Origin of the sequence: Acetivibrio clariflavus DSM 19732 (genome assembly GCF_000237085.1) — a bacterium.
Taxonomy (GTDB): Bacteria; Bacillota; Clostridia; order Acetivibrionales; family Acetivibrionaceae; genus Acetivibrio; species Acetivibrio clariflavus.
In genome coordinates, this window is record NC_016627.1 from 199,289 (window position 1) to 226,085 (window position 26,797).

The following is a 26,797-nucleotide window of genomic DNA, read 5'->3' on the forward strand; positions in this document are numbered from 1 at the left end:
AATGGATAGATATGAACGAATACTCGGAGGCCTTTTCGGAATTGCTTGCGGCGATGCTCTGGGTGGAACGCTTGAGTTTATGTCAAAGGATGAGATTGAAAGGAAATATGGATATTTAAAAGATATTATAGGTGGAGGCTGTTGGGATTTAGAACCTGGGGAAGTAACGGATGATACAATGATGACTATTGCTGTGGCAGAAGGCATCCTGGACAACCCAGAGAATCCTATCGAAGATATCGGAAAACACTTTATTAAATGGTATGATAGTAAACCCAAGGACATTGGCAACATTATCCGAATTGCACTTGGTGAGTATAAACGAAGCAATGACTGGATGAAAACTGCCTACTATGCTCATCAGACAACAGGTGGAATGAGTGCTGGAAATGGTTCACTAATGAGGTGCTTGCCAGTTGCGCTTTATTACAATGACATCGATAGAATGCTTGAGATAACTGCTTCGCAAAGTCTGCTTACTCATTATGACCAAAAAGCAACAGATGCCTGCCAGTTTTATAATCTGTTAGTTTACCAGTATCTCAATGGTAAGCCTAAAGTGCCTTGTATAAGAGAGTACATAGTAAAGTATCCAGAATATAAGCAGGTATTCCAGTTGTCAAAAGAAGAATTAAGGCCAACGGGATATGTGGTTGACACCTTAATATGTGCATTATGGTGTTTTATTAACACATCTTCCTTTGAGGATGCCGTATGTGAAGCGGCCAATCTGGGCGGAGATGCAGATACTATAGCCGCAATTACAGGAGGAATAGCGGGAGTATACTATGGCTATGATGCTATCCCTGAGAGGTGGAAGGAAAAGATATTGGCAAAAGAGCAGTTGATTTCAATCGCACAGCGGATTTTTAAAGGTTAATTTTGAAAGTGGTAGTAAGGGTATTGGATATTCGGCTTACGAAGAGATAAAAATAAAGAAACAAGTCAGTTCTATCAATTTATATATCTTGATAGAACTGACTTGTTCGTTATTAATAAGTATGGGTTCTTTCAAATTTTATTTTACCATTTGTAAGAACGTACTTATATACAATATCCCAAGAACATTCCTCATCAGGGTCATTACACTTTTCCATCCACTTACTGATGAGGACAGGTTTGTTAGTTTTTTTAGCCTGTGAAATTTGCTTTAAAGTAGGAGTAATCTTACTTTTCTCCTGCTCTCTTTTTAGGTTGTTTTCCATTAGCAAGTGTAATTTCAGAATATCACATATGAAATCTTTATGTTCAGATGATTCCAAAAGTTTTTTTATATCCACAACTTCTTGGTCATATAATAAACCTAATTCTTCATCATATTTAAACTTATGCAGTTCATTGCAATAAGGGCAGTACCAGTAATCAGTTTTATAATTTACTGGAATAGGAAAGTTTTCGGCAAAGGTAGCACTTTCAGGTTGGATATTAAGTGCATAATATGTTTTAAAATAGGGGATAAATATTTTTTCTTCCAATCCTGATAAATAGTTGCTATCTGATAGATAAATAACACTCCCGCTATTGTGGCATTTTTCACATACTTCCCCATAACCTAAATCATTGACAATAAAATAGTTGGCTGTGCCCATCAAATTCATCATTGGTTTAGATAAAACCCTGTTATTAAGTGCATCTAATATTTTGTTCCTTTCTTGTTGCATTTCTAACCAAAACAGTTCTAAAGGCAGTTTAGTAATAAAACATTTTGATGTTATAAAATTTTCCCATAACTCCTCTGACCTTTTCTCAATACGTTTAAAATAATCATTATTGTTATACATATTTTATTCTCCTTTCAAATTTAATATTTTGAATATAAAAGAGGAGTTGCTCTGTATATGTTTAAGCAACTCCAAATAAATATTATTATCGGCTGTTAACCCCTGATAATTTTTGCTACATATGTGGAATACGACCAAAGTGTATTAAGGTCAAATCTGTAAAGTCTGAATATCCAGTCCATATATTGTTTATTACAATTACCCATAGAAAGCATTTTCGCCCAGGACTTCAGCCATTTTTCCTGCAAAGCGGGAGGGATAGCCACAGCCCTCATGCACTGTATAATATTGTTTTGAGACTCAATCCCATATATGTTTAAAATGTTGCTTTTTTTATACACCGAGATATCTGCTCTTCCATCCTTATATAGAGTCGGGTCGAATACAATCTCAAAGGTAAGAGACTTTTTGCCCATCCGAACAAGTGTTAAAATGAAACCTGTATTACTATCTTCATATATTCTAAATTCAATAGTTCCAGTTTTTATAGCATTAATTTCTTCAGGCAGAATTCCGTGTAAATAGATTGGAAGGAAATAGCCACCCTCTTTGGAAACTTCCAAAACGGCGCCTTCTCTTTTCTGATAGTTTTTAAACATGGGGAATGGAGCCCCAATTTTAAATTCAAGCATAATTCATTCTCCTTTCAGATTGGTTATAAAAAATGCTACCTAGATATTTAATCTAGGTAGCAAGTAAAATTAGCACTACAAATATAAGCCGTATTATTTACTAAAAGTTTAACAATTCAAAGTTTTGACATTTTGTGTTATTTATTAACCCTTGTTAACTCGGATAATATCTTAAAAAGTTCTGTATTACGTTTTGGTCTTAACACCTCATCTATAAGTTGCCACAATTCTGTTTCACTTTCTCCAATTTTTGTCCCATAATCTAATATTCCATCGATTACTTTTCTATTAATATATTCTGAATATTCCGAAGGCACTATTGCAACATTTAATGGTGAAATTCTTCTAACTGCATTTTCATCATACAGACAATGTAAGAAAGCAGTTCTTGAATAAACAACATTTGAAAGAAAATAAAAAATATGAGGGAACTCATCAAATAATTTTTTTGCATATTTTCTAATTTCTTTGATTTCATAGATGTCTTTTGATGTATTTTCATAGCCCTTGAAACCAATTATTAGTTTATTTTTACCCTGCTTACCAGCATCTTCGAATGCTTTAAGTGTCTGTCTGGCTCTTCTTAAATTTATATTTTTAACCTCTTGCTTTGTAATATCGAGGCAAATATAATCTGCCTCTATAATATGATTTTTTGTTACATTATTTATAACAATCATTCTACTCAACCCTTTCTTTTTGATTTTTGGGAATAAAAAAAGACATAGAACATATAGTTCCTGTCTTCCTATAATCCATAACACTGGCCAATGTATGAATTTAGATAACATCTACCCAAGTATATCATAACATGACTAAAAAAGGTTGTCAATACAAAAAATAAAAAAATTAACAAAATATACAACACAGGCATTAATTCTTGAAAAGAGACATTTTGTTATAAGATTTATGTGTAATAATATATTATGACCTTATTCTTGAAACAAGAAAAATGCAATAATATATTACCACCCTATTCTTGAATCAAGAATGATGTTATAATATACTTATTTATAACTAAAAGTATGAATAACTAAGTTGCAAGTTATATCTTGAGAGGTGTTGTCATATGCAAGAGGGCAATAACGGGATTATTTATAGCAATGTTTCTGGTGAAAGCAGGAATTCAAATAATGAGTGTGATAAACTTAAATCCATGACTGTTTCATCACATAATGAAAGATTGGGAATCAGTCGGATTAGGATTAATAATAACAAGTTTAAAAATTGTGGTTGGGAAATTTACAAAGTAGACCTAAAAGCAGCGCAGGATTTTAATGATTTTCAAATATATCTTTGGCAGAAAATGAAGAGAATTGCGGATGCAGATATAGAACGTCAAGATAATAATATTAAAAATATCTTTACTTATGCTTTACGATACTCCATACCTTCTGTTTTTTATAAAATAGTTTTTTATAATAAAGGAAAAGGTCTTCAACAAGTTTATCTGACTGATGAAGAAATTGAAAGAATAATGACCGACTATAACGATTTTGTCAAAGAAAAGTCCTGTCATGTGACAGATAAATTTGACCATCTAACAGAGCACTATTCGTGGAAAATATGTGAAATAGATTATTATGCTGCTACAATTTTTAAGAATGTTTCCGGGCTTACATACAAGGAAATTATGAAAAACGCATTGAGAACATACCTTAATCAAATAAGTTATATCCATGCACAGGAAGAAATAGAATTAGAGGTAAAACATATAGAAGAATATCTGAAGGAAGGGGAAATATATGAATAAATCTCAGGACATAAAGGTTATTTACAGTCAATTTAATGAAATAAAAAGATTAAATGAAGCCGTAAAAATAGTAATTGCTGATTTAGAGACAGGGTTTGAATTATATGGAGAAAATATTTATAATTGTGAAAGTCTTAAGGGTTTTACTGAAAAACTGAGAAGTATTAAAAAGTTTCTATTAGAGTATAACAAAGAGTTTTGGAGAATTAATGCAGAGATAGAAAAATTAAATTTAAATAATGATATGATAGGAAAAATTAAGCATGAATGCAAGGTTTTAAAAGATGAGACCATAAAGTTAGATGATGAAATATGTGCTTTATTAGTTAAGTTTTATAAGTCAAGTAATATAAGCAATATTTCAACAGAAAGTATAGATGATTACATAACAAAAATCACAGTAAAAGTTAAAGGAATTCCTGACTGGATATTGGAAGAAGTGCAGCATGATGAAATTGTTATTGAAGAATTAGAATATAATACATCAGAAGAATATGTCTATGTTATATACATGTTATGTGAAAAAGATAGAATTATTGATGGGATTCAGCGGGTTGAGGAGTATCTACGTAAGTGTATTGAGAAAATGACAAAGTTATATGATTACAAAGAAATGATGCTAAATGACCTTGAGCGGGAACTAAGTAATGATATTGATGAAGATGATAAAGAATATAAACTCAAAGATGTAACCCTTTACAACTGGCAGGAAGAAGCATATGAGACGTGGAAAATAAATAATTACAGGGGAATTTTTAAAGTTGCTACAGGATGTGGAAAAACAATTTTTGCTCTCAATTGCCTTCAGCGGGTCATCGAAGAAGGGTATAGTATAAGGGTTGCTATAATTGTTCCTAGTATTGCTTTACAAAATCAATGGGAAGAAGTGTTAAAAGATACATTCCATGTGCCTGCTAAAAAAATAGGAAGGGTTGGGGATGGAAAGAAGGAGTTGAGAACTTTTACTATTTATATTAATAATTCAGCACAAAAATATTTGGAAAGACATTTGCATTGTTCAGCATTGGTAGAACCAATAGGAGGGGATTATTCAGATTCATACTATTTTGTTATTGCTGATGAATGCCATAGATATGGTTCTGATAATAATTTGGATATGCTAAATTGTTTCAATGAAATTACAAAAGACAAGAAGACAAATATAAAGTTTTTTTCCATTGGCTTAAGTGCAACTCCCGAACAGACTAATCCAATGAAAACCAGGGAGTTGGAGAAAAGATTAGGTAACATTATTTATGAATATGATTTAATCAGGGCTATAGACGAGGGAATTATTGCTACCCCGATTATTAATGATATACGTGTTGATTTTACTTCCGAGGAATTTAAGAAATATAAAATTAGTAAAGAAAGATTCGAGTATTCTAAAGACGATTTTAAAGAAGTACTAGATAGACTACATAAAAATTACGAGGAAGATTTTTTGATTTACCTTGCTTATGACATAATACAAAATAAGAAGTATAAAAAAATAATAGATTATGTTAAAAGTAAGAAAAAGAAATTTAAAGATGCTTATAATAATCGAAAGCCCCAATGGTTAATTGAGTTTAATGATTGGTATAATGAAAATGTGAATGATGATATGGAAATTGCATGGAGCGCTAGAAATCTAACTGTTGCACATCAGGCAAAACAAAGCATTTTGTATGGTATGGGAATGCGGGAAAAAGAACTTATAAATAATATGGATATTTTCAAGGGGCATAGAGTTATTATATTTGCAGAGCGGATTGATGATGCAAATAAGAAAATATATAAAATACTAAAGAATAAATATTGTGACGAATCGGTTGTTATTTATAATTCAAATGATAAGAGAGGCATAAAAGAAGAGGTAATTAATAAGTTTAAAAGCGGAGTTGCTAATATTCTCATTGCTGTAGAGGCTTTAGATGAAGGGATAGATGTTCCTAAAGCAGACATGGCTTTTGTATTCCAAGGCAATCAAGATGAAAGGCAGCAGATACAAAGACTGGGAAGGATTATACGAAAATCTAAGAAAAGTAATAATGAAGAAGATGGGGAGAAAACTACAGAATATGCTACGCTAATAAATTTGTTTTGTCCTACGGGAGGAGAGAACATCTATCTTGCAAAGTTTTTAAGGCGCATGATTATCAGATACAGGGAAGGTGGCTATGGGGAGTTACAGGATACATATAAAAGAGGGTTGAAGGCTTTAGGATATGATATGGATGTTGAGTTGAAACAATTGAAGAATTATGGATATTTAAGAATAGAGGAATAAGTTAAATAGCATTGCAAACACTAACAAATTGCGCTATCATTCTGAGTAGGATATAAGGAATATAGATGCAAAGGATTTAGGTTGTAAGGAATAAAACACGGATGGAGGCATATCTCCTTTACGGTCAGTTTTGCAACTGGAATTAAACGTAATGGGGGTGTGCCTTTTTAAATTATTGATTGGTCATTAGGGAAGAAAAGTGACGTTAGTGCTTGGCTTAAGAATAAAGGGACACGGTTTAAGGAGGATGAAAGGATGCTTACTGTTGATGAGTTCACGGAAAAAATTCTACATGATTTTAAGAAGGTATTTCCAGAAGTAAAAGTAGGAGAAAACTTAATTCATCTTGGCTCTGGAGTAACCTATGTAGAACTTCCGCTCGGCAGTATGTATAGAGAGTATCAAATGACAGACTACTGTAACACAAAAGAATTATACGTAAAAATTGCTTCTGAAATATTAAACAAATACAAATTTAAAGTGGATTATGCTAATGCATACCCGATATTAAAAAGACATGATTTTGGAATAAATTCAAAAGTCCAGTTTTACAGGGAAAAAGCATTTTTAGATATTGATGTACTATATGTTTCAGATATGGGAGAAACATTCCGTTTCTTTACTATTGATGACGATGTAGAATTTTCGCTACTAAAGAAAAAGGCTATTGAGAACATAAACAGAATTACTGCTGCTTTAGTACCTTTAGATGATGGATTACAAGCGTATACATTAAGGTATACTACCGATTATGCCAGTTCGCTGCTTTTATCAGAAGCATTGAATAAACAGATACAGAGGAAGATAGGAGATGACATATTAATTGCAATTCCCAGCAATTCCTTTTTTCTTGTTGCAAAGTTTAGTTATTGCAATCAGCAACTACTTAAATATTTAGTAGAAACCGATACCGACCCAAATAAGGTTTCTGATTCAGTATACAGGCGAAAAGAGGGAATATATATGAAGGTGTGTTAAGGGGTGATAGGTATAATAGATGAGGGTTAAGGAATAAGGAACAAAGAACATAAATATGTATAGATACTATCAAAGACGTGTTTGGGAATATGGTTGAAAGGTTTAAGGTTCCTACAATATAATAGAGCGTATAGTAATAAGAAGGGAGAAGTTTGCTTATATGAATAAGGTTATTATAGAATGCACTGAACTAGTTGATAAATATGAATTAAGAAAAGAAGACATTATAAAACAACTAGAAACGATAAAAATAGAAAAAGACCAGGATTTTGTAATTGCCTATGATAAAGATTTTAGGTTTGCTTTAGTCGGTGAAATGAGTAAAAATAACAACTCGATAATTCTAACAAATATTATAAAAGCCGATGATTTTAGGGAAATGGATAATTCAGACTTATTTCAGTTTATAAGGGAACAAGGTGGTTAGGGTTAAGGAAAATTAGGATAAAGGAATAAGGCTTTGGGGATAAGGCTATGTATCCTACAAAGCCTTATTTTGTTAGGATATGGACATCTCAAGTTTTACTTTCTCCAAGAAAGTTTTTATGGTAGGAATATTGTTCAACAGAAGTTGATATTTACTGGGTTCTATTTTATTCTGAATTTGATTTAAGTACTGTTCAATCGTTTGGAGGTTAGATAGACAATAGGTATCATAGTTTTTAGGATTAAGAAAGCATAATACTAACAATTCAATCGTTTCGGCTATCTCTCCTGAAGCCTTGCACCCTATAACATCCTTTATAACCTGTTGCAGGTAATTTAGTTCTATTCTAAGAACTTCCAAATTTATCATTTCGACCACTCCTTCACGAAAATTTGAAACATTTTATTCACAGGTGCATAGAAAGTCAAATTAGTAGAGCCAAAAGTTTTAATCAGGGGAAAGGAATATGGGTTAAGATAAATTTGGTAGTTTATTAATAACAGTTACAATATGATTTGTTTTCTTTATCTATATGCGCTACAATAATTTTAGAAAAACAGACGGAGAGCACATTCTCTTTATACAGCCAGGTTTATACTGGCAATAATTAAGGAGAATGTGCTTTTTTATTTTTAAAAGAAAATTTGAGGCAATAAAATCAAGGTTAGAGGTGACGGATATGAGAGTAACTTTTCAGGAAGAGAGTTTTAATGAAAAAAGTTTTAATAGGACATTTCAAGGGATATCATTCAAGGAGATTAATTTAGAATTAGAAAAGGTTAAAGAAATAGTGGAAGTAGAAAGGATAGAGAATTATAAACTACCATTATTGATGTTTTTACTTGAGGATGATACATTGCTTCACATGGAAATCATGAATGATGAAATAAAACCCGACCTCCAGAGCATGTTTACTTATGACATGAGCATAATTTTAAGGTGTGGATTACAGGTAAGGACAGTAATTCTGAATTTTGGAAGCGGGCAAGATGGCAAAATGGTGAGAAATTTTGGCTCAATGCATTATGAGGTTCAAGTAGTAGATTTATCAAGTGTTGATGGAGAAAAAACATATAAGGAACTCAGCCAGAAAATTAGTTCAGGTTGTTTGCTTAATGAGAGAGATAAATTGAATCTGGTATTTCTGGCATTTATGCAGCATTCGATATCTTTCAGTAAAGCGCTTAGGAAAGTTTTGCGTTTAATAGAGACTATAAAGGATGAAGAAGAACGGATGGCTTATGTAGCAGTGATATCAGAAATTATATCAAGGTCTACAGGTAAACAAGGGGTTAAGGTTTTGAAGGAATGGCTGATGGATAGTGAGGTGGGAGTAAGGATTAAGGATGAAGGGAAGAAGGAAGGAATGCGGGACTCATTGCTAGTAATTCTTTTACATAAGTTTGATTCCTTACCTGACTATATTAACCATGCAATTATGAACCAACAAGATGAAAGCATATTAATGGATTGGCTTGGAAAGGCTACAGGCATCAATACCATAGATGAACTTGAGAAAATGATATTTAACATAGAATAAAGAAATTTCTATTAGATTCTATTGGTTCTAAAAGCCATATTACTCCTGTTCTCCTTTGATACCTTCTATCCTGAACGCTATAAATTATATATGTATATTAGTTAAGTTGGAAAAAGGCTTAAGATGTAAGGATTATGGGTAATTTTCATGCGACAAAATTTTATCAGAATTATTACAAATTAACGTTATTTTTAATTTTGGACCTGACAAGTATCTCTATGTGCGCTACTATATTGGAAGAAAGGAGTTGATTATTAATGAAAAAGAAATTAATTATATATAATATTGCAGTACCTACAGCAATTGGATATGCAACATTTTTTCTTCTATTTTACTTATATCAGAAACTATTCTTCGAGTATAGATGGTTTGCGATAATACCTTTTACTATAGTAACGGCATTTTTTATAAAAGACAATATAAGAGAGTGGAAGGTAATAAAACAGCAGGTATAGAGAATTAAAGCAAGGGAATATAGGGGTAAGGAGATAAGGTCAAACTTGCTACTTACCCCTAAATACTTTACATATGGTAAAGAAAGTATGAAAGCAGGTTATAAGTTATGAAATATGTAATAATTAGTCTTTTAGTCTGCATTACGATTGTAACCATTGTTTCAATAATAGGCATAGGCATTATGAAAAGAAAATAGAGAGTAGATATAGATAGCGAAAACAGGCAAATGATGCCTGTTTTTTAGTCTGAAACTAAAGATAAATTTGTTTCTAATAATCTGATATAGCATTAATACTTTCTTCCAAATCCTCCTGTCTCACTTTAAGATAAATAGCGCTGCTTTCTATACTTTCATGTCCTAACAACAACTGTACAGTATTAATATCAGCATTAGGTGTATTTAGAATTTGAATTGCAAAGTGATGTCTGAACATATGAGGATGAATTTTAATATTGGTATCATTTGCCCAGCGTTTTAGTATTTTAAAGATTCCAGAGCGCGTAAAAGGGCGTTTTCTTTCGCTTATTAAAAGATAATCAGAGGATATGGACATTCTATCTCTATCTTCCATGTATGAAATTATAGCCTTTCTGACATCTAAATGAAGAGGAATATTCCTTTCTTTTTGATTTTTACCTATAACTCTTAGATTTCCAGAACGTTCATTTATGGTTATATCAGCAAGGCGGATATTTATAAGTTCACTTACCCTGACTCCAGTTTTAGATAACAACTCAAAAACTACTATCCATAAATTTTTCTGACTTCTATACACATATCTTTTGATTTTTCTAAAATCTGAGTCAGAAAAACCCTTTGGAGCGGTAGGTTTATTTGTACGTATCTTCTTTAAATTTTCAGCAGGGTTGTTTTTAATAATGCCATTGCTTTGAAGAAAGTAAAAATATTCTTTTAGTGCTGCAATTTTATTATTTATGGTAGATGCTTTTTGCCGTTTGATATTCAAAAGATAATTCCGGTAGTCTTGTAAGTCCATCATGATTACATTTCCTGGGATAAATTTTTCACCATATGACTCGGTGTAGTATTTTATAAAGTCATTGATATTGGTAGTATAAGTTGATATTGTGCCACTTGATTTATCGTTTTTATTTAAATAATCTACAAAATCATCCAAATAATATTCCTTAGTATCCATGACTAAACTCCCTTCCATAAATTTTACTATGATTTTAAGGACATGTAGGGTGAAATTCAAGTTTATATACCAGGTAGATTTCAAGTTTAAAAGTAAGGCTAAAAAGTTTTGTGGACAATTTTTAAGGGCTTATTACCTCAAATTAAGATAAAATGGCACTTGATTTTAATTGTATTCTCCACAAAATCCTGGTTTTGTTGACAGGTTTTATTTCCAATCGAGTTTAATTTGAGTACGCTTTATATAATTTTGACTATTAAAGGCTACAGACTTCTTCATTAAATTAGGTTTTTATCAAAAGGAGAAACAATAAGACCCCACATCCATAGTTAGGTTCTTATTGTTTCTCCTTTTGGCAATTATTCATCTAATAGGCTTCTTTGAATGAGTACATATTTCTTAGTGTCAATACCTAATTTTTGATTAATATTATTATTAGCCTTCACATATATCAGGTCGTATTTTTGAATGATGTCAGGTAAAACCTTCCTGAACTCATATTCTTTTACTCCACACCTTATATAATGATTGTCCAATTTTAGTTTATAGTTCATAATCATATCTCTTGTGAAGTAACCATAGGTTTTGATTTGTTGCAGTATTAATGATTCTATGGCATCTCTTATATTCTTGCTTCTCTCACTATCTTTTACGTTTACGAGATAAATTTGATTAGCAAACTCTTCTCCAAAACAGTTTTCCAAATATTTTTTACTCATTCCTTTGATACTAAATTTATATTGAAGCATTATAGATGCCCTTTCGTCTGCTGATTTAAAAGCCTTATTATAATCAGGAACGGTGTAGAATGAAATCCCGTTTTGGGCATTGTCTTTAGAAATCTGAACTGCCATTGCTCTTAATCTCTGATTAACTTGTTTATATGAGATTTTGTTCAGCAATCCTAAGGTGCAGAATAAATTGATGTATTTATTTATATTCACAACGCTTTTATTTCTTTTCCCTGCCAGGTACCGATTGGAAAAGAAAAATATGCTTTCTCCATTTGTGCTAAAGAAGCGGTTTATAATATTTTTTTTACCAATTTCAAGAATATCCATAAGAATAGGATATCCAAACCTAATAATACGGTTTAGATTTGGGAATTCATCTTTTCTTTCTCCAAGTTGGCTCAAAAGCATCATATTTGTTTCAAATTTTTTGCTCTGCTCATTTATCCAAGTTGAATCTTCTAATTCAATATGAAAATATTCAACCAACTTCCTTATAGCAGTTGAAGTGTCGCAGTTTTCTTTAATTTTAACTATATCAATAATATCCATGCCTTTCCCATCATTATGGCAAATGCAAGCGGGAGAATTACAAAAATACTTGTAATATCCGTCGCTATTTTTTATGACAGCACTGGGGTTATTGTCATTGTGGAATATGCATTTAAAGTTTACATTGGACTTTGCATCAATACCCAGGTAACTTATTAAATCCTGTTGTTTTAAAAATGGAATCAAGTCCTCATACTGTAAGATTGGAGAGGAATAAACTCTACGGCTATCTTTTCGCAAATTGTTTATCTCAGCCTTAACTGTAACAGGTTTTATTTCAGTACATTTTGTATTACTGACCAGTTCAATGATATTGTATCCTATAGCAGCAGCAATATCTTCCTGAGTGTATTTAACATCCGTATTTAGGTATATACATTTTATAGTAAATGGGTCTTTAGGATTTTTAAGATGCCGATAGTTTATTATTCTTAAAACTCTGTTAAGTTCTTTTACGTTGGGGTCAGCATGTTCATGTCTTTTTTCAAAACTGGCAAAGTGTTCAATCAATTTTTCCTGAAGTGGGGTAAAAACGTCCAACCATTGCGGTTTCTCAAGGTCAAGCAACCAGTATACATGAAAACCATTCTTAGTTTCTACAATGACGTTCGGAATTAGTTTAAAATTTTCTAATTTCTTCAGAAAAACAATTTTATATTCTTCTATTTCTTCTTTATTCCTATACTCATATACAATTTTTCCTTCAGAGTCTTTTATTAATTCCCCATTATCTATTTTTGGAACTTTCCCAAAGTCCATATCAATAAAGTGTGCGTTTATTCTTTTAATAGAATTCTTTTCCTGTCCGCCACTATTTACAACAAAGTAAACACCATAGCCTTGTTTCTGGTACTTTTTAAAGATATTTTGAATAAGCGGATATTCTAAATCATCATCTAAAGTTAATAGACAGTCAATTTTTTTTGCTATGTGCTTTTCCTCCTGAATGAGCCTAAAATATACTTTTTCATTACCTTTTTTAAATAGTGATAAAAATTCAAAATCTGTAATAGTTAATGCTTCACGGTTTTCAAAATCAATGTTTAAACCCATTATAACTCCTCCTTTTCAGAAGGAGCCACTAAATTTTTTGTTTTCTGACCTAATTAAAATATTTTCCGTAACATAGATATAGTTTTCCGACCTGCCAATAGAGAATTATCCGCTTTGATTAGCGACTCCATGCTTGATTTTTAAGCATTATATTTGTTGTGTTATAAAAATCAAATTTCTGCGTAATTTTTTTGTAAAAAGGAGAAACAATAAGAACCTAACTATTTGGGTGGGGTCTTATTGTTTCTCCTTTTAGAAATTATGAAGAATAAAAACAAATTGCATAAAATTTATGAGCCGTATTAGTATATAACTTTCCTCTAGGTTGCCATTGAAGTTTCAAAACATAGGCTTCTACTGCAAATATCAAAAAATTTATGTTATCGACCTAAAAAACATATAAAAATTTGATTTTTTTAATCCTATGAATAAAATATCAGCAAGATTATTTGAAAACATGAGATTATCCTGGAGAACATTAAACTTAATTAGATTATTAACTTTATCTAGAATTCGATTGTAGACGTAAAATATTACGTTTTTATTACAATTTCAAAAAAATAGCCTATAATACGAAGCCTTTAAAAAACACCTGTTATACTAAAAAAGAAAGCAAAAATTCAGCAAACAGTCGGCCGCTGTTAGCAAATAAAAGAAAAGGAGTTGGTTCTTATGGTAAAAGTAGTCAATGAATTTGGTGATTTGGTGGCAGTAGTTAAATACAATAATAACCTTGATTTTTGGGATGGCAGGAACTTTAGTTGTGGCAGCCCTGGACGCCATCTTGGAATCACCAAACTAAAAGATGGTAGTTATGTATTGATACATGGTACAGACTGGCAAGGCGAAAGGGATTATGCCGAGATTGTAACAGATGAGGAAGCATTGAATGCAATTATTTCAACAGGTCATATAGAATTATTGGAAAAGAAGAAATATGAGCCACTTAAGAAATTATATGAAGAGAAGTATTTAAATCAAGAGATTGAAGAAGATGATTAATTAATAAGCCGAGATAATTCTCGGCTTATTAAACTTAATGCAAAATTTGTGACAATATTATTTAAAAAATTGCATAAAAATTATTTTTGTTTTGCCAACTCTATAAGAGCCTGCCTATTTTCATTAATTATAGTGTCCATAATATTTTCGATTTCTTTTTTATTGTTGTCAATCGATTGTTCAATTTTATTTTTTGTTTCTTTCATTAAAAGATTCTACCTCTTTACATATGATTTTTATTATATTATATCACAAGAATAGTATGAATTTAACCATAAAGGAATTTTTAAATATCACTCTTTGTGATATTGTGTAACCCAAATATTCCGATATCAGGAGATGCAGAGAATATAATTATCCTTGAATCTACCGGTGAAAATGGTTATGTTAGTTGCTCAGGTTCTATTGATAAAGTTGGAATTAGCGAAAAAGTACTAAATATACTCGAAGGAGGTAGACAGGCACTGGATGTAAGAAATATGAAATATTCCCCATTTAACTGATTATTAAACTTGAGACTGATTTGTATCCCTCTTTATATTATACGCAGTTTACAAATAGGAATTTAATAGATATAAGGAGGGCTCATTTTATGCTTCTAAAACCGGAAGAAATTTATACAAAATTCAATGAAGAAAATATTCAAGTTATAATTCCCAAAAAATTACTATTTACTTTATTACAGCAGGTAGATAGACTTCGTGAAATATTAGGTAATGAAGAAGAGATAGTCAATAACTTTGCAATATATGAATATATAGGCAATGCCGAGATGTTAATGGTTAAACTGTATATTCTTATAGCCGAACCTTACAATAAAAAAGAAGTTATTATTGAAACAAGTATTGCAGAATTCCTGGTTTTAAGGGATTTGGTATTTTGCAATTACTCTTTACCACATCTCAGAGAAGAATTGCGACCTTCCATCCGCAAGACATACAAGGATTTTTATGATTATATTCAGGGCATTTTTGAAATGTTAGAAGTAGATGAAGTAAAGGCATACTGGGATTTTATAAAAAACTATCAAATTGAAGGTGGTATGCTTCAGTAAATTAATGAAAAGGCATTGATAGGTAAACCCTGCCAATGCCTTTCTTCATTATTTATTTTTTTCATATAAATTTCGCATTTTACTGCTAAATGATAGTAATACAATAAATGAAAAACCTAAGAAAAGACCTATGACAAAGCGTATAATAACACTTTGAACTGCAATAACAAATGGTAATAGGAATATATTTATTAATGTAAGAAACCTAATAGTTTTAAAAATGCTTCCAGTCATATTGCTATATTACCTCCTTACATCTAAGGTTATATAGAATTTTATCTCATTTCTATAACTTAATTCAAATAGAAATTTGATGTTTAAAATAAAGTCGTCCCAGGTTATAATTAGAGTAGAAATAGGGCTAATGAAATGGACTAAGTGCCATTGACACAGTCACCCGTAGAGGTGTCCAAGTGATGTCAATGGCATTTTTGCATTAATATGTGGAATATGAGAATTGCAATAGAGATTGATGACTATAAGCGTGAGTTTGCTAATATGGCTGATTTTCGGAGGTGATAGTTATGGCAAAACATAACCTGCAATGGGATGAAAATAAATTAAAGCGATTTCTAAGGGAAGGAAGAGGACAGGGAGAAGGACAGAATTACAAACCCTGGGTGACCGTGCAGGACTTTCCTTCCAAAGGAAGGTGCAGCCGAGTGTTGGGATGGAAAACCAATAGAATTCACCATCTATTTACCGACAGTGAAACGAGATATTTCTATTTATTGGAATGGGAGGACGCAGTAGTGGATATTAGAGAGCATTATCCCCTGCTGGATTTAGAGGAAGTTATAAAAGAAAAAGGTGATTTAAATTTTAACTTATTTAAAGATAAGAATAGTGGTTTGCCCTACATAATTTATACTTCCTTCCTTATTACGCTAAAGGATACAAATGGACAAAAAAGATACATAGCGAGAAGTTTGAAAGCAGATTACGAACTTCAAAGGCAGAGGAGCATTGAAAGACTGGAGATTGAAAGACGATACTGGTCAAACAAGCATATCGACTGGGGTATCGTGACACAAAAAGATATTCCTACTGTCAAGGCTAAAAACATAGAATGGGTGCACTCTTCCTTACATTTTACAGATGAAAGAGGATTAGAAAAAGAAGAGATGATTTATTTGTGTGATGTTCTTCTTGAAAAAATGACAGAAAGTAGTCAAACAATCAGAAAAATCACTGCCGATTTTGATAAAGAATATAAACTTCAAACGGGAACAGGACTCTTTATATTTAAGCACCTTATTGCAACAAAGAGAATTAAGTTAGACATGAATAAAGAGATAAAGTTAAATGGAAGGTTGGAAAACCTCGTTATTAATATTAAAAAGGAAAGAATGGGAGAGGATAGCATTGTTAACTATTAATACCCTTATTTCCTGGAAAACAGATAATGACAATAAAAAAGTTGAAAGAATCCTTTGGATTGAGCCCCAGTCAAATATAACTTATGTGATAGATGTGAATTTAAATGCTTTCCCCTATTCAAGGCTATTAAGTGATATCGAGGAAAGTATCAAACAGGGAATAGCATTTATTGAAACTGACGATGCCTTTGGGAGAATTATAAATGAAGAAGATATATCAGAAAAGGATAGAGAAGTGAGGAATAAGGCATGGGAGATAATAAGTGAAATTGTCTGTCTTGAACCTTTGATTTTTATCCCAAAGGAGAGAAGAAATCTTATTAAAAAGGTTTCTGCACTTCATAATGTCCATGAAAATACGGTCGTAAAATATTTGAAGAAGTATTGGAAAAGGGGCAAGACCAAAAATGCTTTGCTGCCCGACTATTACCAGTGTGGAGGGAAAGGAAAAGAAAAGTCCACAGGAATATTAAAGAGGGGCAGGCCCAGGAAGAATACCGAAATCTTTGGAGAAGGAATAAATGTTAATGATGATATAAAGAGAGTGTTTAGAATTGCAGTCAATAAATATTATCATACCAGCGCTCAGAATTCACTTATGCTTACCTACGAATTGATGCGTAAGGAATTTTTCAGTAGTGAAGTTAAAATGGAAAACGGTATAGAAGTACCCATAGTAAAGCCAAGCAGTGAAGTTCCATCATATGCCCAATTTAAATATTGGTTTGAAAAGGAAAGAAATTTGAAAAAAGAGATTTCATTGCGTAGAAGTGCTAAGAAGTATGAGCAGGAAAACAGGCCTATTATTGGAAGTTCTACCGCTGAGGCATTAGGTCCTGGTTCTATTTATCAGGTTGATGCAACTGTAGCGGATGTATACTTAGTATCCCAATTTAATCGGAATTGGATAATCGGGCGGCCTGTGGTTTATGGAGTTATAGATGTCTTTTCAAGGTTGGTTACAGGAATTTATATAGGGCTTGAGGGACCCAGTTGGGTGGGGGCAATGATGGCACTGGCAAATGCGGCAATGGACAAGGTGGAATTCTGTAGGAATTATGGGATTGAGATTTCTACAAAAGAATGGCCTGCTTGTCATTTACCTGATGCCATTTTGGCAGATAGAGGAGAGTTAGAAGGCAAGAATGCTGAAAATTTAATTAACGCATTAGGCATAAAGATAATGAATACCCCACCCTATAGAGCCGACTGGAAAGGAATCATTGAACAGAATTTCAAAACTACAAGTGATAGAGTAAAGCCCTTTGTGCCAGGAGTTGTGAATCCAGATTTGAGGGAAAGGGGCGATAAAGACTATAGACTTGATGCAAAACTCAATTTATATGAATTTACCCAAATCATGATAAAATCGGTACTTTACCATAATAACCAGCATCTCTTAAGGAATTATAATAGGGAAGAAATGATGATAGAGGATGATGTAAAATGTATACCCTTGGAATTATGGAATTGGGGCATCACAAACCGTTCAGGGAAGTTAAGAAGTGCGGATGCTGATATTGTTAAATTGTGTCTTATGCCAACGGCTACTGCGACGGTAACAGGAAAGGGAATTAAGTTTAAGAACCTGTATTATAGTTCTAAAATGACATTAAAGGAAAATTGGTTTGAAAAGGCAAGGAATAAAGGTTCCTGGAAAATAAAAATTTCGTATGACCCGAGAAACATGAAATATATATACATAATAAGTCCAGACCATAGTGATTTTGAAAAATGTTATATGTTGGACTATCAGAAAAGTTACTTTGATAAATATTATGAAGAAATTGAGTATTTGCAGGAAAAAGAGAAACTTGATATGAAGAAGATGGCAGACGATGAATTGCAGAAAAAAGTAGACCTTATGGCTGAAATAGAAAGTATTGTAGCAACAGCAGATTTGGAGTCTAAGAAAGAGCGAATTTTCCAAGAAAGTGATTCAAAAAGGGTACAGGGTATCAGGCGAAACAGAAGAATTGAAAGGGCATTAAATAGAGAGAGTGAGGCATTTGAATTATCTAAAGAAACAGATAAAAAGAATGGAGAAGTTATCCATATTGATAGCGATATGGAACTTCTCATAAGAAAGCAGAAGGAGGCATTAAAGAAAATCTATGAGTAAGTATATTTTTATCCCAAATGGTGGAGAGGCTGTTGAGGCTGAGTATATAGAGCAAATGATAGAAGAGTATAAGGGAAACCCGTTCATAGAGGCTTTGCCTCCTATTTACTCAAAGGATGAGGTCGTAGATAAATTGATTGTATATCCAATTTACAATAGTAAGGAAAGGATGCTCGACAGTCATTTAAGGGTGCATATGGTCCAAAGACTGTTTCAATGCTTTCAGCCCCTTCAAGTTCATTTAGACCTTGAAAGCAGGATATCAAGAGTAATACGACAAGGATATCTTGCTAGAAATCCCTTTAGGCCAGAATATGCTGCAAGTCTTCAAGACGGGTACAGAATGATACAGAACCTGAATCTTGACTTGTGCAGCAATAAAAGGTTTCGTACAACGGCAGCAGGATTTACTATAATCGGCGTGAGCGGTATGGGCAAAACTACAGCAGTCAATAGGATTCTTGCTACTATGCCTCAGATTATCGTCCACTCAGAGTATAGGGGAGTTAAATTCAGCATGTGCCAATTGGTATGGCTAAAACTTGACTGCCCATACGATGGCTCAATTAAAGGGCTGTGCATGGAGTTTTTCAGTAAAGTAGACAGTTTACTGGGGACCGATTATTATAAAAAACATGTTACAGGAAGGCATACGGTGGATTCGATGCTCTCTATAATGTCTCAAGTAGCAAGACACACAGGCCTTGGTATGCTTGTAATTGATGAGATTCAGCATCTGAAGCAGGCAAAAAGTGGCGGAAGCGAGAAGATGTTAAATTTCTTTGTAACATTGGTTAATACAATTGGAGTTCCCGTTGTACTCATCGGTACTACAAAAGCCATGTCTGTATTGCAGTCAGAATTTAGGCAGGCAAGAAGAGGTTCAGGCCAGGGGGATATGGTATGGGAGAGATTGCAAAAAGATAGTAACTGGGATTTATTAATGGGGGCTTTATGGGATTATCAGTGGACTAAAAAAGAAGTTCCATTCACTCAAGAAATTAGTGATGTAATGTATGAAGAAAGTCAGGGAATCATTGATATAGCAGTAAAATTATATGCTATGGCACAGATAAGGGCAATTTATTCTGGGATAGAAGAAATAAATCCAGAGTTAATTAGGCAGGTAGCAAGAGAAAACTTAAAGTTGGTACAGCCTATGTTAGAAGCATTGAAATCAGGGGATATGAGAAGAATATCTCAGTATGAAGATATATATACCGTTGATTTTGAAGAGTTTATAAGTTCAGAAAGGCCTAAATATAGTTCTGAAGATAAACTCCAAGAGTTGCTGATTAAAAAGAAACAGAAAGAGAATGCTGATACCCTTTCATTGAAAGAAAGGGCTGTCCTCAAACTACTTGATTTAGATATTGACCCTCAAAAAGCCCAAAAGGTAGTCGAAGAAATTATTAACCAAGAAGAACAGAGTATTAGTGTTTCAGAGGTAGTAATAAAGGCTGTTCAAATACTCACGGGAACAGCAAGGAAGAAAACATCAGTAAAGAAAAATAGGACAGAGTTCAGGGATGAAAATGATTTAAGGGTTATAGTGGAGGAAGGAAAGACAAAGCAAATGTCTGCTTATGAAGCATTAAAAGCAAAAGGAATTATAAAGACCGTAGAAAATGATTTTTTTCAGGCGGTGTAGTTTTTATGTTATGTTTTTTCCCAGTTCCATATGAGGATGAAATTTTGTATAGTGTTTTTGCTCGCTATCATATAAGAAGCGGAAACACAAGTTTTAAATCCACCACTAATGACCTTTTTGGTTCGACTAATATTACTGCTGTAATGGATTTACCATCAAACTTAAATAAACTTATTGAAAACTTGCCATTGGGAAGTAAGTATACGGCAGAATATTTTATATATAATCATACTCTTTATCCTTTTTATGCTGCTTTTTTGCCTCCTGGCCGTGCAAAAGAAGTTTTAGATTCCATGAAGATGGACAGAGGCTGCAGCATATATACCCAGATTGGTATCATGGCAAGTTCTATTACACTAAACCAATATTTTAAATTTTGTCCTGCTTGCATAGAGGAAGATAAGCAGAGATATGGAGAATTCTATTGGCATCGGATACATCAAATACCAGGTATTTTTGTATGTCCTAAGCATTATATTCCTATATATGATAGTCAGGTACCTGTGAGGGGTTATAACAAGCATGAATATAAAAGTGCCAATGAAGATAACTGTAAGGTTTATGATGTTATCAATTATTCCGATAATATAATTGAAAAGATGTTTAATATTGCACAGGATACCGAAGTTCTGCTTAACAGTAGTTTTGAGAAAAAAGAGATAGAGTGGTTTAAGGAACAGTATCTAGCCAAATTGATGGAAATGGGATTTGCTACTATAAACAATAGCATTTCTCAAAAGGAACTTATAAAGAGTTTTTTAGATTATTATGGCGTTGAGTTTTTACGCCTTGTGCAGTCAGGGGTTGATGCAGATAGCAAAACAAACTGGCTCATGGATATGCTTAGGAAGAAAAATAAGACAAGCCATCCTATTAGGCACTTACTGTTGGCCAGATTCCTTGGAATTTCAATTAACGATTTGTTTAATAAGAGACTTGAATATAAGCCCTTTGGATATGGACCGTGGCCTTGTCTGAATAAAGCCTCAGACCATTACTTACAACCTGTAGTCACAGATATGAAAGAAACATATGGCGCTGACGTAAAGAAACCAATTGGAACATTTAAGTGTTCTTGCGGATTTATTTATGCAAGGAGTGGGCCAGACTTAGCAGAGGATGCAAGGTATACTATTGGTAGAATAAAGGCTTTTGGTTCAGTATGGGAATCAAGACTTAAAGAATTGGTAAAAGAAGATTTAACACTACGTGAGACAGCCAGGTTATTAGGCGTTGACCCTGGTACGGTAAAGAAATATGCTAACAAACTTGGCTTGGTTACTTATTGGGAAAAAAGAAGCGATAATGATAATGAAAGTACAGCCAATGATTATAAAGAGGTTTCTGATGATGATTATAATAAAAGAGATAAATGCAGAAACGAATGGTTAAGTTTATTAAAGAATAATTCGGATAAGGGAAAAACAGAATTACGCAAAATGAATATGGCTTTATTTGCATGGCTCTATAGGAATGACAGGGAATGGTTAAACAACAATTCCCCTGCTAAAAAGAGAGTAAATAACGGGTATATACGAGTAGACTGGGATAGCAGAGATAAAGAGATACTACCTAAGGCGGAAGGCGTAGTAAAAGACATGTTAAACTCAAAAGAGAAGCCTGAGCGAATTAGTATAAGTAGGATAGGAAGCAAATTAGGAATCAGGGCTTTATTAGAAAAGCATTTAGATAAACTTCCGAGAACAAAGGCTTATTTAGATTCGGTTAAAGAAAGCGACAAAGATTTCAGGGCTAGACGGATAAAGTGGGCTATTGAAGAGTTGGAAAAAGAGGGACAAGAGTTAAAAGAATGGAGAATACTTAGAAAGGCTGGAATTCGGAAGGAGTATCAAGAAAATATTAAAATAAAATTCCAGAGTTTAATTGGTTAGAATAAATATTTTAGATAAAGGCTGGATGCTTATTTTCATAAAACGTCCAGCCTTTTTATATAGTTAAATATTTGCATTATTGACATTTTGATATGTAACATATAGGAAATTTTTTATTTTTGGCGAAATATATAATATAAGGATTATTTATAAAATGATATGGTACATTTTGTGTAAGATTACGGTCAAGGTTAAATGAAATAGATTAAAACTTAAAAGGTTAATATGATTTTTACTATTAGCAAATACACGAAATAAATGGACAAAGGGTAGTATCAAAAGATTTATGAAAAACTTTTGTTCGGATGAATGATTTTCATCCTATGGCAAAATTATAATCTGCGTCATTGAATTTTCGTCAAGGCTGAAATGAACGGGCTTCCAGCCCGGCCTTGACAAAAATTCAGACTCAGATTAAGGGGGGTTCAAGAGGATGAAAGTTAAAATCTGACAAAATCAGGGAGGTAGTACGGTTGAAACTATCTAGGCCTTGATAATAAAGCGTTTGAACCATTTTAAGGGTAAAAACTTTTGACACTACCGGACAAAGGAGGGAGATATATGTATGAAAATGATAATATCTTTAATGAAATTCATGAAAATTTATCAAAAGAAACAGAAGAATCATTTGAGGCAATAATGGATATTTTGAAAAAACATCACCCATTGGAATTGATAGAATATTTATCAATAATATCATATTTTTCTAATGATATAGAGGGCAATAACTTTCTTACTGCAGCCCAAATGGAATTTATATGTGGTGTTATACTTTCAATACGATATGATGAAGGAAGTAATTATAATGAAATATCTCCTGAAGTAATACAGTCTTTATTAGATAATGTAGAGAAATTCTTTTTAGGTTTTAGTTTTACAACTTACTCAAGAAAATTATTAAACACTAATGATGATAAAGAAAAGGAAAAACAGTTTTTGGTTGCATCGCTTGCAAATCAATTTGGAATTGTACGAGGTGATGCACAAGCAATTCAATTGAGAGAGCAGGTATTAGACTTATTTAAAGATTTTGATGAATGGATGATTAAACACGAAGGTTTTACAATAAACGATGCTATCACATTTATAGATTTAATAATTGATAGATATAGCGAAGTACTTTTTAATTATAGAAATCAATTATTCAAGCAAAGTGAACAATTTGTGGAAGAAATTTATGAAGAACTAAGTAAAACAAATATTAAAAAATTAGGAAATGTTAGAAGGTTCCTAAAAAAATATAAAACTAACAAAGGGAAAAAAGAATTGATTCAATTTACGATTGTACAACTTTTTGAGAAGTCTCATAAAGGATTGTTAATTTTCGATGTAGATGAAGTTATAGAAGATGAAAAAATACAAGAAAAAGAAAAATTTATTAAATTTATAAATAGATTTTGTAGTCCTTTGAGCCAAACAGAAAATAAAAATTTCAAGTATCCAACCGATGATAATGCTTTTAGGCAGAGACCAATAATTAGTTATGAAAATAAATATATAGTGCCAAACTTTATTAATTTAATTTGGATACTGCAGTCTGAAATTGAAAATGATATGAAATCAACATATATATGGGAATCTTATCAGAAGAGAAAAGGACAGTATTTAGAAAAAGAAGTTCTAAAGATATTTGATAAAATTCTTCCTGGATGTGAGAAATACGGCTCTTTATATTATTATGTTGAGGACGAAGAAGGAAATAAGAATAGATGTGAATTAGATGCTTTAATAGTATATGATAGCAACATTTTTCTTATCGAATCAAAAAGCGGAATTTTTAAGACACCTGCTAGAAGAGGTGCTATCAAAACTTTATCTTCTGTTATATATGAAAACATTGAATATGCTTTTGAACAAGCATATAGAGCAAGGGAATATATAAAAAGTAATGAGAAAGTTGAATTTTATGATGAAGATGATAGTATAAAAACTATTATAGAAAATAGAAAATATTCTAATATATTTTTGCTAAATGTTACCTTAGAAAACTTTGGAGAGGTTGCAACAAGAATACATAGATTTAAAAATGCAGGCTTATATAATAAAAATGAATTTCCATGGTCAGTAAATATTAATGACCTTAAAACAATAACAGAATTCATTGAGTTTCCATCTCAATTTATTCATTATATCCACAGAAGATTAAAGATTAATAATAGACCTAAAGGTCTTTCAGATATTGTCACTAATGATGAATTAGATTTCTTGGGTACTTATTTTGATAATAATTTATATTTTGATGAGGAAGAAGAGTACAATTTAATTGCTCTTAATGATTATTCCCCTTATTTTAATGAATATTATTTAAAAAAAGAAATGGGAGAACCAATTGATATGCTTAAGCAAAAGATGAATCCCAAGTTTAAGCGTATTATTATGGATTTAGAGAAATTACATCAGCATGGTTATACAGATATTATTGTAAAACTATTAGACTTAAGCAGTGACACAAGAAATAAGATAGTAGACTGTATCGACTTAATTGTATCTAAGACAATTAAAGATGGTAAATTTCATGATGCTTCTCTTGTAATTTTATCAAATCCTAAAGATAGTAAAAGTGGATTTGGTATTACTATGATGTCAGGTTTATCGAAAGATAGAGAAGAAATGCTACAAAGATTAGAGGGCTTCAGTAAAATAAAGAAATATCAGCAGAAGGCTTTTGAATGGTTGGCTATTGGCAAATATGCTGATGATAAATATTGGGCAATTAATGAATGTATATATTTAAAATATGAAGAAGAGTATTCTGAAGAAATGGAACAAGCCGTTATGAAATTGCTTACTAAACCAATGACTTGGAGAACTAAAGTTGGGAGAAATGCCCCTTGTCCCTGCGGAAGTGGCAAGAAATTTAAGAAATGTCATGGAAAATAAATAGATATTACTAATAAATTTTTTAAGGTTAGGTATAGTCCAGTTTTTTACTATATCATATACAGAATTTACAAATGACAAACCAATTTCTTTCGTAATATTATGTCAGTCACATATTACATCCATAAAACATCAGATAACCTTATGTCAGTGAATATATAAAATAATTTAAGTAATACGTGATATTAAGTGACTAAGTTTCTTCAGCAAAAAAGTAGATTATTTATCACTAAATTCCTTAAACCTTGACTCTCCTAATACCTACTATGTATAACTCTAAAAAACTCGTGTCACGAATAAAAAAGTCGTGTTAAAAATAAAAAAGTTGTGTTAAGAATCATGGTGAAAATAGGGTAGAAAACCTTATTGGAGCCATGATTTTTGTTTTAGGATGAGTAGGGTTAAGGGGTAAGGTATAAGGTTAAAAGTATTGATTTTATTGGATTTGAATAGAGTATTGATGAAAGATATTGATTAAAACTTTTCCCTTTTCTCTTGATACTTATCCCTATTTATGACACGACTTTTTTATCTAAAATGAGAGTAAAAATAGGAAATTATTAGGAGAAAAGAACAAGGAAAGTGGGTGATTTTTGACATGACTTTTTTATATGGAAGAGATTAGGAAAATAGGGTTAAGGCGAGAAGGTGCAAGGGTTTGAGGAGGATGGGGGTTTGACATGAGTTTTTTATTTGTATACAGAAGTAAGGAATAAGGAAAAAGGAATTAAATGGGAAATTGGAAGAGAATAACAAGCCAGTATTTTCAAGGGTTTGAGGGGGATTTGTGAAAGGAGTTTATTTGAAAAAGGAAAGAAGTTTGTTTGAGGTGCATATAGTTAGGATTGAGGAAAAAGGGGTAAGGAAATAGGAAAAAATTTTGAAAGAATTTAGGCCATAATTAGTTGTTGTAAAAATAAAATAAAGTAGTTGTAGTGAAAGGAATAATGAATCAGGGAAAGTATTGATAATACAAGGTTTAGATAAGGTTTTAGGATAAAGGTATATGGTATTTAAAGGTAATTTGTGAAAGCAATTTATTTACTTTTTCTATACAACATAGGCCTTTTTTTCTGTTTCAAAAAATAGCATGGTTAAAATTGTAAGAAACAAAAAAGTCCTTTTATCGCAGAAAAGTAGTTGCAAAAAGAAAATAAAGTTCTTGTATTAGGATTTTACTCACATTTTATGAAACAAGAATGGGGATAAATCATATGAAATACAAGGGAAATGGGGATAAAAGGGTAAAGGGATAAGGACATTATTTACTTTTTATAAGAACTTGACGTATTTTTTCTGTTTCAGAAATGATGAAGAAGAAATTTTAGAAAAAGAAAAGGTATTTTTACGGATGTTAAAGTTCTTTTATAATAAAAATAAAGTTGTGGTATCAGAAGGTAAAAGGGGCAAGGGGAAATATTGAAAATACGGGGTTTGGTAAGATTTTAAGGTATAAAAATATTGGAAATTGTAGGGAGTTTA

The 26,797-nt window shown here is 32.0% G+C and carries 21 protein-coding genes; 14 read left to right on the top strand and 7 right to left on the bottom strand.

Annotated elements, in window-relative coordinates; all coding sequences use genetic code 11:
- Position 1: 1 nt before the first annotated feature.
- Positions 2 to 880: an ADP-ribosylglycohydrolase family protein gene (locus CLOCL_RS00920; protein WP_014253575.1), complete on the top strand. Its 879-nt coding sequence runs from the start codon at positions 2 to 4 to the stop codon at positions 878 to 880.
- Positions 881 to 992: 112 nt separating this feature from the next.
- Here the strand turns inward: CLOCL_RS00920 and CLOCL_RS00925 are convergent, their stop codons facing one another.
- The 3 genes from CLOCL_RS00925 to CLOCL_RS00935 form a co-directional block, all read right to left on the bottom strand.
- On the bottom strand, positions 993 to 1,781 hold the full coding sequence (locus CLOCL_RS00925) for a hypothetical protein (RefSeq protein ID WP_014253576.1): 789 nt from the start codon (positions 1,779 to 1,781) through the stop codon (positions 993 to 995).
- A 95-nt stretch (positions 1,782 to 1,876) separates the two neighbouring features.
- The gene (locus CLOCL_RS00930; protein WP_014253577.1) at positions 1,877 to 2,413 is read right to left on the bottom strand and encodes a hypothetical protein; all 537 of its coding nucleotides are present in this window, start codon (positions 2,411 to 2,413) and stop codon (positions 1,877 to 1,879) included.
- Positions 2,414 to 2,550: 137 nt separating this feature from the next.
- Positions 2,551 to 3,093 (bottom strand): hypothetical protein, encoded by a 543-nt coding sequence (locus tag CLOCL_RS00935; RefSeq protein ID WP_014253578.1) that lies wholly within the window; start codon positions 3,091 to 3,093, stop codon positions 2,551 to 2,553.
- A gap of 389 nt (positions 3,094 to 3,482) precedes the next feature.
- Between CLOCL_RS00935 and CLOCL_RS00940 the strand changes: the two genes are divergently transcribed.
- The 4 genes from CLOCL_RS00940 to CLOCL_RS00955 all read left to right on the top strand — a co-directional run bounded on the left by CLOCL_RS00940 (position 3,483) and on the right by CLOCL_RS00955 (position 7,843).
- Entirely contained in the window at positions 3,483 to 4,166 is a 684-nt protein-coding gene (locus tag CLOCL_RS00940) for a BTB/POZ domain-containing protein (RefSeq protein ID WP_014253579.1), read from the top strand.
- Positions 4,159 to 6,438: a DEAD/DEAH box helicase gene (locus CLOCL_RS00945; RefSeq protein WP_014253580.1), complete on the top strand. Its 2,280-nt coding sequence runs from the start codon at positions 4,159 to 4,161 to the stop codon at positions 6,436 to 6,438. Before CLOCL_RS00940 ends, CLOCL_RS00945 begins: the two co-directional genes overlap by 8 nt.
- Positions 6,439 to 6,693: 255 nt before the next feature.
- On the top strand, positions 6,694 to 7,416 hold the full coding sequence (locus CLOCL_RS00950; protein WP_014253581.1) for a DUF1444 domain-containing protein: 723 nt from the start codon (positions 6,694 to 6,696) through the stop codon (positions 7,414 to 7,416).
- Between the two features lie 160 nt (positions 7,417 to 7,576).
- A complete protein-coding gene (locus CLOCL_RS00955) occupies positions 7,577 to 7,843 on the top strand; it encodes a hypothetical protein (RefSeq protein ID WP_041714818.1) in 267 nt (88 codons plus the stop codon).
- Positions 7,844 to 7,915: 72 nt separating this feature from the next.
- On the opposite strand, the gene CLOCL_RS00960 is transcribed toward CLOCL_RS00955, so the two are convergent.
- Positions 7,916 to 8,212 (bottom strand): hypothetical protein, encoded by a 297-nt coding sequence (locus CLOCL_RS00960; protein ID WP_014253582.1) that lies wholly within the window; start codon positions 8,210 to 8,212, stop codon positions 7,916 to 7,918.
- A gap of 310 nt (positions 8,213 to 8,522) precedes the next feature.
- Between CLOCL_RS00960 and CLOCL_RS00965 the strand changes: the two genes are divergently transcribed.
- Both CLOCL_RS00965 and CLOCL_RS00970 read left to right on the top strand, forming a co-directional pair.
- Entirely contained in the window at positions 8,523 to 9,383 is an 861-nt protein-coding gene (locus CLOCL_RS00965; protein ID WP_014253583.1) for a hypothetical protein, read from the top strand.
- Positions 9,384 to 9,640: 257 nt separating this feature from the next.
- Positions 9,641 to 9,838, top strand: coding sequence for a hypothetical protein (locus CLOCL_RS00970; protein WP_014253584.1), 198 nt, complete (start codon positions 9,641 to 9,643; stop codon positions 9,836 to 9,838).
- Between the two features lie 270 nt (positions 9,839 to 10,108).
- On the opposite strand, the gene CLOCL_RS00975 is transcribed toward CLOCL_RS00970, so the two are convergent.
- Both CLOCL_RS00975 and CLOCL_RS00980 read right to left on the bottom strand, forming a co-directional pair.
- Complete coding sequence (locus CLOCL_RS00975) at positions 10,109 to 10,999, bottom strand: tyrosine-type recombinase/integrase (RefSeq protein WP_014253586.1); 891 nt, start codon at positions 10,997 to 10,999, stop codon at positions 10,109 to 10,111.
- 359 nt (positions 11,000 to 11,358) lie between these two features.
- On the bottom strand, positions 11,359 to 13,335 hold the full coding sequence (locus CLOCL_RS00980; RefSeq protein WP_014253587.1) for a hypothetical protein: 1,977 nt from the start codon (positions 13,333 to 13,335) through the stop codon (positions 11,359 to 11,361).
- A gap of 672 nt (positions 13,336 to 14,007) precedes the next feature.
- On the opposite strand from CLOCL_RS00980, the gene CLOCL_RS00985 reads away from it, so the two are divergent.
- Positions 14,008 to 14,337 (top strand): hypothetical protein, encoded by a 330-nt coding sequence (locus tag CLOCL_RS00985; protein ID WP_014253588.1) that lies wholly within the window; start codon positions 14,008 to 14,010, stop codon positions 14,335 to 14,337.
- A gap of 80 nt (positions 14,338 to 14,417) precedes the next feature.
- Here CLOCL_RS00985 and CLOCL_RS23465 read toward each other — a convergent pair whose 3' ends face one another.
- Positions 14,418 to 14,543, bottom strand: a complete 126-nt coding sequence (locus CLOCL_RS23465) for a hypothetical protein (RefSeq protein ID WP_276324613.1) — start codon at positions 14,541 to 14,543, stop codon at positions 14,418 to 14,420.
- Positions 14,544 to 14,929: 386 nt separating this feature from the next.
- Here CLOCL_RS23465 and CLOCL_RS22820 point away from each other — a divergent pair, with 386 nt between their 5' ends.
- The 6 genes from CLOCL_RS22820 (at position 14,930) to CLOCL_RS01025 (ending at position 25,315) form a co-directional block, all read left to right on the top strand.
- Entirely contained in the window at positions 14,930 to 15,391 is a 462-nt protein-coding gene (locus tag CLOCL_RS22820; protein WP_014253589.1) for a hypothetical protein, read from the top strand.
- Between the two features lie 524 nt (positions 15,392 to 15,915).
- Positions 15,916 to 16,770: a heteromeric transposase endonuclease subunit TnsA gene (locus CLOCL_RS01005; protein ID WP_014253591.1), complete on the top strand. Its 855-nt coding sequence runs from the start codon at positions 15,916 to 15,918 to the stop codon at positions 16,768 to 16,770.
- On the top strand, positions 16,757 to 18,892 hold the full coding sequence (locus CLOCL_RS01010; protein ID WP_014253592.1) for a Mu transposase C-terminal domain-containing protein: 2,136 nt from the start codon (positions 16,757 to 16,759) through the stop codon (positions 18,890 to 18,892). The genes CLOCL_RS01005 and CLOCL_RS01010 overlap by 14 nt, the downstream gene beginning before the upstream one ends.
- A complete protein-coding gene (locus CLOCL_RS01015; protein ID WP_014253593.1) occupies positions 18,885 to 20,543 on the top strand; it encodes an ATP-binding protein in 1,659 nt (552 codons plus the stop codon). Before CLOCL_RS01010 ends, CLOCL_RS01015 begins: the two co-directional genes overlap by 8 nt.
- Positions 20,544 to 20,548: 5 nt before the next feature.
- Positions 20,549 to 22,435 carry a TnsD family Tn7-like transposition protein gene (locus tag CLOCL_RS01020; RefSeq protein ID WP_014253594.1) on the top strand — a complete coding sequence of 629 codons (1,887 nt, stop codon included), beginning with the start codon at positions 20,549 to 20,551 and terminating at the stop codon, positions 22,433 to 22,435.
- Between the two features lie 561 nt (positions 22,436 to 22,996).
- Positions 22,997 to 25,315 (top strand): YecA family protein, encoded by a 2,319-nt coding sequence (locus CLOCL_RS01025; RefSeq protein ID WP_041714826.1) that lies wholly within the window; start codon positions 22,997 to 22,999, stop codon positions 25,313 to 25,315.
- The last annotated feature ends 1,482 nt before the right edge of the window (positions 25,316 to 26,797 follow it).